At 72.2% G+C, this 15,284-nt stretch carries 14 protein-coding genes; 2 read left to right on the top strand and 12 right to left on the bottom strand.

Features of this window, described 5'->3' with window-relative positions:
- Positions 1-33 precede the first annotated feature (33 nt).
- From EWH70_RS06270 to EWH70_RS06245, 6 genes are read right to left on the bottom strand one after another with little or no spacing between them, the layout of a single operon-like run.
- The gene (locus EWH70_RS06270; protein WP_130474322.1) at positions 34-957 is read right to left on the bottom strand and encodes a TIGR03621 family F420-dependent LLM class oxidoreductase; all 924 of its coding nucleotides are present in this window, start codon (positions 955-957) and stop codon (positions 34-36) included.
- Between the two features lie 55 nt (positions 958-1,012).
- Complete coding sequence (locus EWH70_RS06265; RefSeq protein ID WP_130474321.1) at positions 1,013-1,582, bottom strand: cadmium resistance transporter; 570 nt, start codon at positions 1,580-1,582, stop codon at positions 1,013-1,015.
- A gap of 4 nt (positions 1,583-1,586) precedes the next feature.
- Positions 1,587-2,081 (bottom strand): GNAT family N-acetyltransferase, encoded by a 495-nt coding sequence (locus tag EWH70_RS06260; RefSeq protein ID WP_130474320.1) that lies wholly within the window; start codon positions 2,079-2,081, stop codon positions 1,587-1,589.
- Positions 2,074-4,203 (bottom strand): NAD-dependent DNA ligase LigA, encoded by a 2,130-nt coding sequence (ligA, locus tag EWH70_RS06255; protein WP_130474319.1) that lies wholly within the window; start codon positions 4,201-4,203, stop codon positions 2,074-2,076. Before ligA ends, EWH70_RS06260 begins: the two co-directional genes overlap by 8 nt.
- An 11-nt stretch (positions 4,204-4,214) precedes the next feature.
- Positions 4,215-4,910: a hypothetical protein gene (locus tag EWH70_RS06250; protein ID WP_130474318.1), complete on the bottom strand. Its 696-nt coding sequence runs from the start codon at positions 4,908-4,910 to the stop codon at positions 4,215-4,217.
- A 2-nt stretch (positions 4,911-4,912) separates the two neighbouring features.
- Positions 4,913-5,896 (bottom strand): uroporphyrinogen decarboxylase/cobalamine-independent methonine synthase family protein, encoded by a 984-nt coding sequence (locus EWH70_RS06245; protein WP_420809041.1) that lies wholly within the window; start codon positions 5,894-5,896, stop codon positions 4,913-4,915.
- A 165-nt stretch (positions 5,897-6,061) separates the two neighbouring features.
- Here EWH70_RS06245 and EWH70_RS06240 point away from each other — a divergent pair, with 165 nt between their 5' ends.
- Positions 6,062-6,895 carry a nitrilase-related carbon-nitrogen hydrolase gene (locus EWH70_RS06240; protein WP_130474316.1) on the top strand — a complete coding sequence of 278 codons (834 nt, stop codon included), beginning with the start codon at positions 6,062-6,064 and terminating at the stop codon, positions 6,893-6,895.
- Between the two features lie 946 nt (positions 6,896-7,841).
- Positions 7,842-8,495: a DUF2510 domain-containing protein gene (locus EWH70_RS06235; RefSeq protein WP_130474315.1), complete on the top strand. Its 654-nt coding sequence runs from the start codon at positions 7,842-7,844 to the stop codon at positions 8,493-8,495.
- Here the strand turns inward: EWH70_RS06235 and EWH70_RS06230 are convergent.
- Genes EWH70_RS06230 through EWH70_RS06205 form a run of 6 tightly spaced genes read right to left on the bottom strand, consistent with a single transcriptional unit; the run spans position 8,464 to position 15,274 of the window.
- The gene (locus EWH70_RS06230; protein ID WP_130474314.1) at positions 8,464-9,957 is read right to left on the bottom strand and encodes an acyl-CoA synthetase; all 1,494 of its coding nucleotides are present in this window, start codon (positions 9,955-9,957) and stop codon (positions 8,464-8,466) included. The genes EWH70_RS06235 and EWH70_RS06230 overlap by 32 nt on opposite strands.
- A gap of 11 nt (positions 9,958-9,968) precedes the next feature.
- A complete protein-coding gene (mnmA, locus tag EWH70_RS06225; protein ID WP_130474313.1) occupies positions 9,969-11,063 on the bottom strand; it encodes a tRNA 2-thiouridine(34) synthase MnmA in 1,095 nt (364 codons plus the stop codon).
- Positions 11,063-12,247, bottom strand: a complete 1,185-nt coding sequence (locus EWH70_RS06220; RefSeq protein ID WP_130474312.1) for a cysteine desulfurase family protein — start codon at positions 12,245-12,247, stop codon at positions 11,063-11,065. Before EWH70_RS06220 ends, mnmA begins: the two co-directional genes overlap by 1 nt.
- Before the next feature lie 6 nt (positions 12,248-12,253).
- Positions 12,254-13,615: an MFS transporter gene (locus EWH70_RS06215; protein ID WP_130474311.1), complete on the bottom strand. Its 1,362-nt coding sequence runs from the start codon at positions 13,613-13,615 to the stop codon at positions 12,254-12,256.
- A gap of 4 nt (positions 13,616-13,619) precedes the next feature.
- Positions 13,620-14,495 carry a lysophospholipid acyltransferase family protein gene (locus EWH70_RS06210; RefSeq protein ID WP_130474310.1) on the bottom strand — a complete coding sequence of 292 codons (876 nt, stop codon included), beginning with the start codon at positions 14,493-14,495 and terminating at the stop codon, positions 13,620-13,622.
- Positions 14,492-15,274, bottom strand: coding sequence for a GNAT family N-acetyltransferase (locus EWH70_RS06205; RefSeq protein ID WP_130474309.1), 783 nt, complete (start codon positions 15,272-15,274; stop codon positions 14,492-14,494). The genes EWH70_RS06210 and EWH70_RS06205 overlap by 4 nt, the downstream gene beginning before the upstream one ends.
- Positions 15,275-15,284: the final 10 nt, after the last annotated feature.

Genomic DNA, 15,284 nt, shown 5'->3' with positions numbered 1-15,284 from the left:
CTTCAAGTTCCCCAATGCCACATTGGGGGCGGGTCAGGTGCCGGAGAGTTCGGCGACCACGGGGGCGAACGCGTCGAGGTCGCGGTCGGACACGACGTGGTAGCTCAGGCCGAAGCGCTCGCGGCGCTCCCGCAGCTGGTCGGCGATGCGCTCGTGGGTGCCGAGGAACTTCGACGGCATGTCCAGCACCAGGTCCGCGTCCCAGCCGCGGGAGCGGGCCACCCGCTCGGCCAGCTCCCGGTGTGACGGGCCGACGTCGACGGTGATCATCTGGCTGAGTTCGACGTCCCTGCCGGACTCCCGCACCCACCCGGTCTTGCGGGCCATCGCCTCCGCCGACCGCTCGGACAGCGCCTCGGAAATGCCACCCTGCGGGGTGGCGATCGGGAGGATGCCGACGGTGTCGGCCAGCCGCCCGGCCATCCGCAGCATGCGTGGCCCACCGGCGCCGACCAGCAGCGGCGGCCTGCGCGCCGGGACGGGGAACGTCGCAAGACCCCGCACGGCGTAGTGCTCCCCCACCTGGTCGACCGTGCGGCCGGACAGCAGGCCGTCGAGCAGCGTCAGCGCCTCCTCCAGCCGCCCGACCCGCTCGCCCGCCGGGTCGAACGACAGCCCAGCCGCCTCGTACTCGGCCCGCAGCCAGCCGGCGCCGATGCCCAGCTCGAACCGGCCGCCGGACAGGTGATCCAGTGTCGCGGCCTCCTTGGCCAGCAGTACCGGGTGGCGGTAGTCGTTGGCCAGCACCAGCGTGCCCAGCCTGATCGAGTCCGTGGCGGCCGCGGCCGCGGTCAGCGCCACCAGCGGGGAGAGCTGGTCGCCGAACGGCTCAGTGACGAAGTGGTCGCGCAGCAGGAACGTGTCGTAGCCGAGGCGCTCGGCGCGCCGGGCGGTGTCCAGCAGGCCGGCGGCATCGCGCACCGACTCGCCGACGACTCCGAAGCGGAACTTGTGCATGGCACCAGCCTCGGCGGGCGCGCCCGCCGTGGCTGGCGGCTTTCGGACCCGGTGCTCAGAATCCCCCGGCCAGGATCAGGACGCCGATGGCGATCAGTACGACCGGCAACGCGACGTGCCCCCAGCGGGTCAGCGCACTGGCGATCGGCCGCCGGGTGGCCAGGAACCGGCCGAGTGCGCACCAGACTCCCACGAGCACCAGGAAGACCCCGGTGTACACGAGCATCCCGCCGGTTCCGGCGTTGGCGAACACCGGCACGTAGACCCCGATGTTGTCGCCACCGTTGGCGAACGTCACGGCCGCGACGGTGAGCAGCGCCGGGCCGTCGGCGGCAGCGGGCTCGTCGTCGGCGCCGCGGTCGCGCCACGCCCGCCACGCGGCGAGAATTCCGAGCAGGAGCGGCAGCGCTCCCAGGTACGGGAGCACCTCGTCCGGCAGCAACCTGGCGCCGAGCGCCCCGGCGACCGAGATGGCCAGGATCCCGGCGAACCCCAGGTACTGACCCGCCACGATCGCGCATCGACGGCCCGCGCTCCGGCCGAAGTACAGGGCCAGCAGCACGATGTCGTCGACGTTGGTCACGGCGAACATGCCGACCGCCTGGCCGGCCAGTGCCAGGTCCACCCGGTCAGAGGTCCAGTTCGAACGCCAGCAGCTGGATGCCGGGCTTGGGCTGCCAGTCGCGCTCGGGCAGCCTGCGGAAGCCGAGCCGCTGGTAGAGCCGGTGCGCCGTGGTCATCTCCACCCGGCTGGACATCACCACCCGCTCGTAGCCCTCCTGCCTGGCGTGCGCGAGCACCGCCCTCGCCAGCGTCTCCCCGACGCCGCGGCCGCGGGCCTCCGGCGCGACGGACAGCATCCGGAACTCCAGTTCACCCTCCCGCGCGATCTCGGTGAACCGGCCGCCCCGCCACATGACGGTGACCGACCCGAGCACCCGGCCGTCGCCGTCGACGGCGACCAGCAGGTCGGCCTCGGCGGCCCGCGGGGCGGCGTCGGCCAGGTGCGCGGCGTAGGTCGGGTCGTCGTCGAGCAGCCCGTCGGCCTGGTAGGCGGCCTCGGTGATGCGGCCGACCTCGGCGATCTCCTCCGGCAGCGCCTTGCGCACCGTCACGTCACTCATCGTCTGTCTCCAACGCGACCTCGGCGGCCGCCTCCGGCCCCCGCTCCAGCAGCACCGCGAAACCGTCCTCGTCGAGCACCGGAACCTTGAGCTGGACGGCCTTGTCGTACTTCGACCCCGGCGAGTCGCCGACCACGACGAACGCGGTCTTCTTCGACACCGAGCCCGCCGCCTTGCCGCCGCGGGCCATGATGTACTCCTTGGCCTCGTCCCTGGAGTACCGCTGCAGCGATCCGGTGACCACAATGGACAGGCCTTCGAGGTTGCGCGGGACGGATTCGTCGCGTTCCTCGGCCATCCGCACACCGGCACGCCGCCACTTGTCGACGACCTCGCGGTGCCAGTCGACGGCGAACCACTCCCGCACCGCCCTGGCGATCGTCGGCCCAACGCCGTCGGCCCCGGCGAGCGTCTCCTCCTCGGCCTGGTCGATCCGCTCCATCGACTCGAACTCGCGGGCCAGCGCCTGCGCCGCGGTCGGGCCGACGTGCCGGATCGACAGCCCGACAATCACCTTCCACAGTGGACGGTCCTTGGCGACCTGGAGGTTGGCCGCGAGCTTGCGACCGTTGGCCGACAGCTCCCCCGCCTTGGTGCGGAACAGCTCGACCCCGGCCAGCTTCTCCTCGTCCAGGTCGAAGATGTCACCCTCGTCGGTGACCACACCGGACTCCAGCAACGCGGCGGCCGCCTCGTAGCCGAGTCCCTCGATGTCGAAAGCGCCCCGGCCTGCCAGGTGGAACAGCCGCTCCCGCAGCTGCGCCGGGCAGGACCTGGAGTTCGGGCACCGGATGTCGACGTCGCCCTCCTTCTGGTACGCCAGCTCCGTGCCGCACTCCGGACAGTGCGTCGGCATGACGAACTCGCGCTCGTCGCCGGTCCGCACGTCGACGACGGGCCCCAGCACCTCCGGGATCACGTCGCCCGCCTTGCGGATGACCACCCGGTCGCCGATGAGGACGCCCTTGCGCTTGACCTCCTCGCGGTTGTGCAGCGTCGCCATCGCCACCGTCGATCCGGCCACCTTCACCGGTTCCATCACGGCGAACGGGGTCACCCGGCCGGTGCGGCCGACGTTGACCTGGATGTCCAGCAACGTGGTGGTGGCCTCCTCCGGCGGGTACTTGAACGCGATGGCCCAGCGCGGCGCCCGCGACGTGGAACCGAGCCTGCGCTGCAGCACCACGTCGTCGACCTTGATCACGACGCCGTCGATCTCGTGCTCGGCGTCGTGCCGGTGCTCGCCCCAGTAGTCGACCATCTCGGTCAGCTCCGCGACCGAGCGCACGACCTTGCTGTGTGGCGACACCGGCAGTCCCCACGCGGCCAGCGCCTCGTAGGACTCCGACTGCCTGGCCGGTTCGAAGCCCACCCGCTTGCCAAGGCCGTGGCAGATCAGCCGCAGCCTGCGGCTCTTGGTGATCTTCGGGTCCTTCTGCCGCAGCGAGCCTGCCGCGGTGTTGCGCGGGTTGGCGTAGGGCGGTTTGCCCGCCTCGACCATCTTGGCGTTGAGCTCGGTGAAGTCCTCGACCCGGAAGTACACCTCGCCACGTACCTCGACCAGCTCGGGCACGGGGTAGTCGTCGGTGCCGGTCAGCCGGTCGGGCACCTGGTCGAGCGTGCGGACGTTCAGCGTGACGTCCTCGCCGGTGCGCCCGTCGCCGCGGGTCAGCGCGCGGGTGAGCCTGCCGCCCTCGTAGAGCAGGTTGACGGCGAGGCCGTCGATCTTCAGCTCACACAGGTACTCGGTGGCGCCGACCTCCTTCTCCACCCGGTCCAGCCACGCGGCCAGCTCGTCCGGGTCGAACGCGTTGTCCAGGCTGTACATGCGTTCGAGGTGGTCGTGCGCGGTGAACTCGGTGGAGAACGTGCCGCCGACGTTCTGCGTCGGCGAGTCCGGTGTGGCCAGCCCGGGGTGGTGCTGTTCCAGCTCCTCCAGCTTGCGCAGCAACGCGTCGAACTCGCCGTCGGAGATCGTCGGCGAGTCCAGCACGTAGTAGCGGAACTGGTGGCCGCGGATCTCCTCGGCCAGCGCCGCGTGCCGCTCCCGGACGGCGGGTGGCACGTCGGCGACGTCCTGCGCCGCGGCTGGATCAACCGGAAGTTCTTCGCTGCTGGTCACAGCAGGCGATGTTAGTCGTCCTCGGACGGCTGACGCTCAGCCAACGAGCGGACCAGGTCACGCAGTTGGAGCAACCCGACCGTCTCGGCGGGCTCGGCCTCGGCGGTCTCCACCCGGCGCAGCCGCTCCGCCGCCAGCCGCTCACCGAGCGTCGCGTCCAGTGGCAGGAAGGTCATCGCGGTGCGGCCCCGCTCGTCCAGCTCGGACAGCAGCGGATGGTAGACGGCGACGTCGACGACGCCCTCCGGTTCGTCGACCTGCGCCACCACCCGCACGTCGGCCAGCGCGATGCGGTGTGCGCCCAGGTTGACCGTCACGTCGGTGGGATCGGGGACCGGGGGTACCGAGTCGTGGTACTCCCAGATGGCGTCCTCCGGCGGAGCCGCGGCCTTCCAGGCGTCGGTGTACGGCCGCAGGGCAGGGTCCTCCTGCGCGGTCAGCACGAGCGCGTAGATGGCCCGCTGCCCGCGGTCGAGGGAGAACTGCAGGTCCGGGTGCACCAGCGCGACGGCCTTGCACAGCTCATGCTCGACGCGCTGCGGCTCGCGGTCCCCGAGCGCGGCGCTGACCTCGGGCAGCAGCTCCGCCCAGCGCCGCCAGAACGCCTCGGCCGCGGCGACCGGGTCCTCGGGGACCGGCTGCTCGGGCCACTCGGTCCGCGGGTCCGGTGGGGTGTCTGCGCGCTTGCGCCTGCGGAAGATGCCCATGCCTACCAGTCTTCCGGAAGCTCGGCGAACGCCCTGCCCAGGTCGCGGGTCAGCGCGAGCGCGCGGCGTACCCAGTCCGCCGAGGCACCCGCCAGGCCGCAGGCCGGGGTGGGAACGGCCCGCTGCGCGAGCGTCGACCGGTTGAAGCCGAGCCGGCCGGTCAGCCGCAGCGCCGGACCGGCGAGGTCCCGCAGCGTCACGCGGGCGTCCGTCGCGGGGACGAGGCCGAGCAGCAGCGCGACGCCGGAGTCCCACGCCTCGCCCAGCTCGTCCAGCAGCGCCGCCGGGGCGCCGTCGAGCCGGGTGGCGTCGATGGACAGTGCCCCGGCCCCCGCCTCGCGCAGCAGTGCGACGGGCGGGCGGGTGGCGCAGCAGTGCACGACGACCGGGTTGCCGGTGATCTCCCGGGCGCCGGTGATGATCCGGGACAGCAGCTCGCGGGCCTCCGGCTCGTGCACCGGCGCCACCGTGCCGTAACCCGACGGTGTGGACAGTGATCCGGCCAGCACGGCCGGCAGGGTCGGCTCGTCGAGCTGGACGACCACCGGCGCGCCGGTGCGGGCGGTCAGCTCCGCGACGTGCCCGCGCAGCCCCTCCAGCAGCGACTCGCCGAAGTCGCGGGTCGCGCCGGAGTCGGTGAGGATCCGGTGCCCGCGGGGGAGTTCGATGCCGGCGGCCAGTGTCCACGGTCCGGCGATCTGGGTCTTGACCACCGCCGGTGCGGAGCCGGCGCGGTCGGCGGCTTCCTGCAGGGCGTCGAGGTCCCAGCGCAGCAGGTCGACGCCACGCCGGTGGTCGTGGCCGGGACGGGCCGCCACCCGGTAGCCGCTGGGTACCACCTCGACGGCGAGGTCGACCAGCAGCGCGGCGGTGCGGCCCAGCAGGTCGGCGCCGACGCCGCGGGCGGGCAGCTCCGGCAGGTGCGGGAACTCGGGCAGCTCACCGAGGACGACGGCCGCCGCCTCGGCGGCGTCGGTACCCGGCATCGATCCGACGCCGGTGGCCGCGGTGGCCGGCCAGGGGAAGTCTGTCACGCCGCGCCATTGTGCTCGGTGCCGTCCGCGGGTGAACGATCGCCCCGCTCGTCTCGCCCGGAGCGGCACCGCTGTCGTACCTTCGTGGCAATCGACGACACAGAGGAGGTGAGCGTTATGCGGGTAGCACTGGCTCAGACCGACTGCCGGCTCGGCGACGTGGAAGGAAACCTCGTCGACGCCGAACGCATCATCAAGGAGTCCGCGGCGCAGAACGCGGACCTCGTCGTGTTCCCCGAGCTGAGCCTCACCGGCTACGCGCTGGGGCAGCTCGCCGACGACATCTCCCTGTGGCCGGACGACCCGCGGCTGGCGGAGTTGTCCCTGCACGGCCCGGACGTCGTCATCGGACTGCTGGAGGACGGCCGGATCCGGCGGCACAACACCGCGCTGTACATGTCGGACGGGCAGGTGCTGCACAACCACCGCAAGCTCTACCTGCCGAACTACCTGATCTGGGAGGAACGCAAGCACGCCAGCCCCGGCCAGACCATGCGTGCGTTCGACACCCGGCACGCCAGGATCGCGACGCTGATCTGCAACGACGCGTGGCAGCCGATGCTGCCGTGGCTGGCCGCGCAGGACGGCGCGGAGGTTCTGGTGGTGCCGACCAACAGCGCCGCCAAGCTCACCGCGGGCTCGTTCGACCCGGCCGAGTACTGGCACGACCTGCTCGTGTTCACCGCCCGCATGCAGCAATGCTGGGTGATCTTCGTCAACCGGGTGGGTGACGAGGCGGGAGTGCGGTTCTGGGGCGGCTCGCGGGTGATCGACCCGTGGGGCTCGGTGGTGGCCACGGCGGCGACCTGGGAGGAGTCGCTGACCTTCGTCGACGTCGACGTCACCGCGGTCCGCCGCAGGCGCCGGGAGATCCCCCTGCTGGCCGACGCCAGGCTGGGCCTGCTGCGCCGGGAACTGGAGCGCCTGATCAACGAGAGCGGCGACGACTGACCGGCTGCGGAACGGCTCGAAGCACGTGAAGGCCACCTTCACCACGTGAGACGTCGGGCCCCGGGAAAGTCGGGTGGTCCGGAGCGCGTCATTCGCGTTCCGGAAGGCGAGACTCGCGTTCCGGCCCCGGCAGGGCCGCGCGAGCGGCCCGTTCGGCCACCCGAGGACAGGGGCTCGTCCCGCGATCTGGACTGGCGCGCCGGACAGTGGGACCAGGCAGGCGGGAACGTGCAACTCGCGGGTCCGCAACGGTCGACTCGCGGGTCGGGAACGGACAACTCGCGCGACCGGCCCGTTCACGCGGCCGACCGGCACCAGGTGAGAACCCGGTCCACATCGTGAGTTCTGCGCTCACGCACGCGAGTTCTGCATTCCGGCACACGAGTTCTACGTTCCAGTACACGAGTTCCACGCTCAAGACCAGCCACCTCGCCTGCCCGCGACCCGACTTTGCCGGGACCCTGACACGAGACGCCCGTGACGGCCCCCCTTCACGGCACAGCCGGTGCGGGTGGCATGTCTCGTTCGTGGTGGCCGGTGAGGCTGCCGAGCCCGCTGTGCTCACTGTGCTCACCGAGGTTGCGACACCCGGGCCGCGAAGCGCATGAAGGCCACCTTCATCACATCAGACGACACACACTCGGCCTTCACACCAACCCACCTGACCCACCCGCCCCAGCCACCACAACGGCACCACCGATCACCACGAACGAGACCCCACACCCGCAACCAACGGCACCATCCTGGCGAATCTCGCAACCAAGGTGCCCCTCGCAACAGCGCCGTAACCACGGTCACCGGACTTGCCGGGACCCTGACGTCTGACGTGGTGAAGGTGGCCTTCATGTGCTCTGGGGCCCGCTGACCGCGACACGGCAGCCGGACATCTGACGCATATCGCCTGGTCACCCCCATGATCGGCCGCTCGCGATTAGGGTGATGCGGCATGACGAGCCCGAGGCGCCCCGGTTGGTACGCCGACCGAACCCAGCCGCAGCGGCAGCGGTGGTGGGACGGCAGGGCGTGGTCCGAGCGCACCCGCCCGGTCGGCGGCGGAACCCTGTTCACCGAGCCCGTCCTGCTCGTCGGCAGGCAGCCGCGGCAGGTCGGCACGGCCCGCGAGTACGGCGTGTACGACCAGCACCGGGAAGCGGTCGGCTCGGTGGTGTGGGCCGAGCAGGGCACGCTGAAGAAGGTGTTGCGGCGGCTCAGCCACCACGGCGAGCACGTGACGCAGCGGTTCGAGGTCCGCGACGCCAACCACAGCATCGTGCTGCGCGTGACCAGGCAGCTGAAGGAGCGGCTGCTGGTGAGCAGGGCCGATCACACGCCGATCGGCGAGATCGTGCCGGGGCGGGGTCTGCTCGTCGTCGACGGCAGCGAGGTCGGCGCGGTTCACGCCGACGGCAACGATCTGTCCATCCGCGACAGTGACGGCGACGAGGTCGCCAGGGTAACGGCGTCAGCCGAGCACCCCGAGGACAGCTACGAGGTCCGCGTGCACCGACACCTGCCCGACCCGCTGGCCAGCATGGTGGTCGCCTGCGCGCTCACCATCGACGCGGCGCTCAGCCGAGGCGGTCACGCAACTCCCGCTTGAGGATCTTGCCGGACGCGTTGCGTGGCAGGTCGTCGGCGAAGTGCACGGCCTTGGGCACCTTGAACGACGAGAGCCGCTCGCGGGCATGTGCCAGCAGCTCGTCGGCCTCCACCTCGCCGGAACGCACGACGACGGCCGTGATGGCCTCGATCCACCTGTCGTCGGGCAGGCCGACGACAGCGACCTCCCCGACCGCGGGATGCGTGTAGAGGGCGTCCTCGACCTCGCGGGAAGCGACCATCACGCCGCCGGTGTTGATGACGTCCTTGATCCGGTCGACCACGTACAGGTACCCGGCCTCGTCGACCCGCACGAGGTCGCCGGAGTGGAACCAGCCGCCGCGGAAGGCCTCCTCGGTCTCCTCGGGCTTGTCCCAGTACCCGGTGCACAGCTGCGGCGAGCGGTAGACGACCTCCCCCGGCTCTCCGGGCGGGACGTCCTCGCCGTTCGCGTCGACCACCCGCAGCTCGACGAACAGCACCGCGCGGCCGGCCGAGTCCGGCCGGTCGGCGTGCTCCTCCGGCCGCAGGACGGTGGCCAGCGGGGCGATCTCGGACTGCCCGAAACAGTTGTAGAAGCCCAGGTCCGGCATGGCCTCGCGGAGCCGGCCGAGGACCGGGCCGGGCATGATCGACGCGCCGTAGTACGCCTTGCGCAGGCCGGTCAGGTCCAGCTCGGCGAACTCCGGGTGGTTGGCCAGCGCCACCCACAGGGTCGGCGCGGCGAAGAACGCGCGGTGCCCGTTCTCGGCGAGGCGGCGCAGGATCTCGGTCGGGTCGGGGGTCTCCAGCAGGTCGTTGGTGGCGCCGACGGCCAGCCACGGCAGCAGGAACACGTGCATCTGCGCACTGTGGTAGAGCGGCATCACATGCAGCGGATCGTCGTCCTCGGTGAGGTCGAGCGCGACGATGCAGGACAGGTACTCGTGCACCAGCGCCCGGTGGGTCATCATCGCGCCCTTGGGCAGCGAGGTGGTCCCGGACGTGTAGAGCAGCTGGGCCAGGTCGGTGTCGGCGACCTCGGCGTCCAGCGCGGGCACCTCGCCGGACCCGGCGACGTCGAGCAGCGAACCCGGCGCGTCCCGCAGCGCCAGCGTCTCCCGTCCGTCCACCTTGGACGCCAGGTCCGGGTCGGCGAGGACGACCCGGCTGCCGGACTGGCTGAGCAGGTACTCCAGCTCACCACCGGTGAGGTTGTAGTTGACCGGCACGTGCACCAGCCCGGCACGGGCGCAGGCGAGGAACCCGATCAGGTAGGCGTCGGAGTTGCGGCCGTAGGCGGCCACCCGGTCGCCCTTACGCAGGCCGAGCCCGAGCAGGTGCGCCGCCGCCCTGGTGACGGCGTCGTCCAGGTCGGCGTAGCTCCACTGGCGGCCGGCGAACCGGAGGGCGACCCGCTGCGGGACCCGGCGGGCGCTGCGGCGCAGGATGTCGGCGACGGTGCTGGAACGCATGCCCGGCACCCTACGCCGGACTACGCCGTAGCGGCGATCTTCGCGCTGCCCAGCACCAGGTCGCCGGCGTCGGCGTCCTCCCGGTAGAGCACCAGAACCTGCCCGGGAGCGACGCCACGCAGCGGCTCCCGCAGCCGCGCGGTCACCCTGCCGTCGGCGGTGGCCTCGGCGACCGCGGGCACGACCCCGCCGTGCGCCCGCACCTGCACGACGCACTCGGTCGGCCCGTCCAGCGGCTGCTCGCTGGGCCAGACCGCCCGGTCGGCCTCGATGGTCCGCACGCCGAGTCCCTCGGCCGATCCGACGGTCACCGTGCCGGACACCGGCTCCAGCGACAGCACGTACCGCGGCTTGCCGTCCGGTGCGGGCGCGTCGATGCCCAGGCCCTTGCGCTGGCCGACGGTGAACCCGTGCACGCCGGTGTGCCGCCCGAGCACCGCGCCGGTCTCGGCGTCGACCAGGTCACCCGGCCGGGACTCGATGCGGTCCTCCAGGAACTTGCGGGTGTCGCCGTCGGGGATGAAGCAGATGTCGTGACTGTCCGGCTTACGCGCCACGGCCAGCCCGCGTTCACGCGCTTCCTCGCGCACGTCGGACTTGTGCGAGCCGCCGAGCGGGAACATCGCGTGCCGCAACTGCTCGGGCTCCAGCGAGGCGAGCACGTAGGACTGGTCCTTGCCGAGGTCGGCACTGCGCCGCAGCACCGGCACACCGTCCACAACGGACAGCCGGGCGTAGTGGCCGGTGGCGACGGCGTCGAAGCCGAGCGCCATCGCCTTCTCCAGCAGCGCCTCGAACTTGATCTTCTCGTTGCACGTCACGCACGGGTTGGGCGTACGGCCCGCGGCGTACTCGCCGACGAACGTCTCCACCACCTGTTCGGTGAACCGCTCGGCGAAGTCCCAGACGTAGAACGGGATACCGAGCAGGTCGGCGGCACGCCTGGCGTCGTGCGAGTCCTCGATCGTGCAGCAGCCGCGGGCGCCGGTCCGCAGCGTGCCGGGCTTGGCCGACAGCGCCAGGTGCACCCCGACGACGTCGTGCCCCGCGTCGACCGCACGCGCGGCGGCCACGGCGGAGTCGACACCGCCACTCATCGCCGCTAGTACTCGCACTAGACCCTTACCTTCCGCATTCCCGCCTGTCCCGCCTTGCGGGCCCGGTCCACCACGCCGCCGATCTCCGCCTCCAGCGCCGCCACGTCGGCGGCGGTCGACGTGTGTCCCAGTGTGAACCGCAGCGACCCGCGGGCCGCGGCCGGGCTGGCCCCCATGGCCAGCAGCACGTGGCTGGCCTGCGCGACACCCGCCGTGCAGGCCGAGCCGGTGGAGCACTCGATCCCCTTGGCGTCCAGCAGCATCAGCAGGCTGTCGCCCGCGCAGCCGGGGAACGTCAGGTGGGCGTGGCCGGGCAGCAGGTGCTCGCGGGAGCCGTTGAGCACGGCGTCCGGCACCTGCCGCAGCACCCCGGCGACCAGCTCGTCCCGCAGTGCCGCGAGCTTCGGCGCCCGCACCGGCCGGGCCTTGACGGCCGCGTCGACCGCGGTGGCGAAGCCGACGATGGCCGGAACGTCCAGCGTGCCCGAGCGCACCTCCCGCTCCTGCCCACCGCCGTGCAGCACCGGCTGGCACTCCACGTCCCGGCCCAGCAGCAGCGCGCCCACGCCGTAGGGACCGCCGACCTTGTGCCCAGTCAGGGTCAGCGCCGCGGCGCCGCTGGCGGCGAAGTCCACCTCGATCGCGCCGACGGCCTGTACCGCGTCGGTGTGCAACGGGATGCCGTGCTCCGCGCACACGGCGGCCAGGTCCGCGACCGGATTGACGGTGCCGACCTCGTTGTTGGCCTGCATGATGGTGACCAACGCCACAGATCCGGGGTCGCCCGCGAGGGCGGTACGCAGCGCGTCGGTGGTCACCCGGCCGGTGGCGTCCACCTCGATCCAGGTGATCTCCGCGCCGGCGTTGCCCGCCAGCCACTGCACCGAGTCCAGCACCGCGTGGTGCTCAACCGTGCTGGCCAGGATGCGCCGCCTGGCGGGGTCGGCCGCCTTGCGCGCCCAGTAGATCCCCTTGACCGCGAGGTTGTCGCTTTCCGTTCCGCCGGAAGTGAAAACGACCTCCGACGGCCGGGCGCCCAGGGCCGCGGCGACCGTCTCCCGTGCCTCCTCGACGACCCGCCGCGCCCGCCTGCCGGAGGAATGCAGCGAGGAGGCGTTGCCCACGGTGGACAGCGCCTCGCTCATCGCCGCAACGGCTTCCGGCGCCATCGGGGTGGTCGCCGCGTGGTCGAGGTAGGTCATCGCCCATCAAGGGTAAACCCGCGCGGGCCACCGGCTGGTGACGACCACTCCGAGCACGCCGACCGCACCCAGCACGATCCCGAGCACCGCCATGGCCGGCGAGGGCTGCGCGGGCGAGGCCAGGGCGTTGAGCAGCACCCCGCCCAGCCCGATGGCCAGCGCCGCGCCGACCCAGTCGCCGAGCTGGCTGGCCGACATCGTGAACCCGCGCTCGTGCAGTGGCGAGAACCGCAGCAACAGCAGGGAGATCGACGGCATGGCGATCCCCATACCCGCACCGCCGACCACCGAGACGACGAACGCCAGCCAGGACGGCGCCCACGGCTGGCTGACCACCGTGAACAGCACCAGCGACACCGCCACCAGCGCGAACCCTGTGCGCAGCAACGCCTCCCGCGACCAGTCGGGGAACCGGCCCTGGACGAACGACGCCGCCGACCAGCCCAGCGCGGTCACCGTCAGCGGCAGGCCGGCCATGGCGACGCTGTAGCCGTGGACGGTGCTCATCGTGAGCGGGAGGAACGCCTCCATCCCGGCGTACGCACCGGCGATCAGGCCGCGTGCCGCGGTCACCGTCGGCAGACCCGGCCGCAGCAGCAGGGTCCCGGCCGGCATGAGCCCGCGCAACGCCAGCACCAGCACCACCAGCGCCGCGCCGCCGTACACCAGCGACGCCGCCGACGGGTGCTGCGCGGCCCAGGTGAGCGCCGCGACGCCGACGGTCGCCGCCACCGCGGCCAGCACCCCGGCCCGCCTGCCGCTCTCCCCCGGCACGTGCGGGTCCAGCCTGCGGACCACGATCACCAGCAGGACCAGCCCGACGATCACCAGCGGCACCAGCCCGAGGAACACCCACCGCCAGCCGACCTGTTCGGTCACCATGCCGGCGATCCACGGCCCGATCACGCCGGGCAGTACCCACGCGGCGGCATTGGCCGCGTACATCACCGGCCGTTCCCGGTCGGTGAACACCAGGCCGATCAGCAGGGAGAACGACACCATCAGCGCGCCGGAGCCCAGGCCCTGCAGGACCCGTCCGGCCAGCAGCATGGCCATGTTCTGCGCCAGGCCCGCCACCAGCAGTCCCACCAGGAAGATGACCGGGCCGATCAGCAGCGCGGGTCCCGGCCCCCTGCGATCGGCGAGCCTTCCGGACAGCACTGTGGCGATGACGCTGGCGATGAGGAACGCGGTGAACGGCCAGGCGTAGAGCGCCTCGCCGCGTAGTTCGGCGACCATCGTCGGCATGGCGGTCGCCACGCCCATGGCCTCGAACGCGACCAGAGTGACCACCAGAAGCAGCCCCGCGGTGGCAGTTCGGTGTTCCGGAGTCCAGAGCACCCCACGCGGGGCGGCTTCGATCGTCATACGGTCACGGTGCAACCTCCAGTGCGGTGGAGGTCAACTTCCGGCGCCGCTGTGCCGGGATCGTCACGGTGCCCAGCGCCGCGCTGACGGCGGCCTCGGCGAGCGCGGCGAGTTCCCTGCGGTCGGCCGCCCGGCCGGGTGCGATCTCCGGGCAGACGAACATCTCCAGCACCAGCCCGCGCAGCCGGGCCACCCGGCGCAGGGACGCGATCAGCGACTCCGGGCCGATGAACGCGGGGTGGGTGGTCTCCCTGCCGTCGGCAAGCCGGTACCGCAGCGCGATCGGCCGTACCGGGACACCGCCGTCGATGGCGGCCTGGAACGTCGCCGTGGTGAACCGGCCGGACGCCCGCCCGCACCAGGTGGTGGCCTCCGGCGTGACGTTGACCACGGCGCCGCCGCGCAGCGCGTCGGCCAGCCCGCTCATGGTGGCCGGCAGGGTGCTCAGGCGCTCGCGGTCCAGGAACAGGCTGCCGCCCCGGGCGACCAGCCAGCCCAGCACCGGCCAGCTCCGGATCTCCACCTTGGCCAGTGCCCGCATGGGGCGCAGGGCGTTGATGCCGATGATGTCCAGCCAGGAGATGTGGTTGTTCACCACGAGGGCGCCACGCCCGGGCAGGGTCTCGGCGAACGACCTGCCTCCGTGGACGACCAGCCGGACGCCGAAGGCCCGCAGTACGGCGCGGAACACCCGGCGCAGCAACCGCATCCGGGCCTTACCGCCGAGCACGACCAGAACGGGCGCGCAGGCCACCGCGGCGAGGACCACGCCGATGGCCGCGGCGAACCGGCCGATCCGCCGTGGCAGGCCGACCGTCGGCTCGCCGGTGGTGAGGCAACTGTCACCACACGGCGAAGCCGGCATCCACGGGTGCCTCATCCCTTGATCCCGAGGAAGAAGTTCAGGTACCGCTGGTCGACGTTGTGCAGGTCGAGCAGGACGAAGAAGTCGGCGACGCCGAAGTCCGCGTCGAGTGCGGGCGGGCCGCAGATCTTGGCGCCGAGCCGCAGGTAACCCTTGAGCAGCGGTGGCAGGACGGTCCGGTCGGCACGGGCGATGTCGCCGCAGTCCCACGGGTTCAGCGGGTGGACCCGCTGGTCGTCGGGCGCGTAGTGCTTGGCGCGCAGGGTGTCCCAGACACCGGCGGCGTACGCTCCGCCGTCGGCCAGCGGGACCGACGCGCAGCCGGCGAGGTAACGGTGGCCGGACAGCAGCATGTAGCGGGCGATGCCCGCCCACACCAGGCTCACCACGGCACCGGTGCGGTGCTCGGGGTGCACGCAGGACCGGCCGGTCTCGACCAGCGAGGACCGCAGCCCGTCGATGGCTCCGAGGTCGAACTCGGTGTCGGAGTAGAGCCGGCCGGCGGCGGCCGCACGCTCCGGCGGCAGCATCCGGTAGGTCCCGACGATGTCGCCGGTGCGGTCGTCCCGGACCACCAGGTGGTCGCAGAACTCGTCGAACGCGTCGACGTCCGATCCCGGGCGGAGAGAGTTGAGGGTGGCCCCCATCTCCTGCGCGAAGACCTGGTGGCGCAACCGCTGCGCGGCATCCACCTCGGCGTTGTCGTGTGCGACGAGCAGGGAGTACCGCGCGGCGTCCGCCGGTAGCTCGACGCCGGGCTGATCAGTGCTGACGAGCAACTGTGACCGCGTCATGCCCTAGGTG

Source organism: Amycolatopsis suaedae, from assembly GCF_004214935.1.
GTDB lineage: Bacteria > Actinomycetota > Actinomycetes > Mycobacteriales > Pseudonocardiaceae > Amycolatopsis > Amycolatopsis suaedae.
This window is presented reverse-complemented; position numbering and strand designations above follow the sequence as displayed.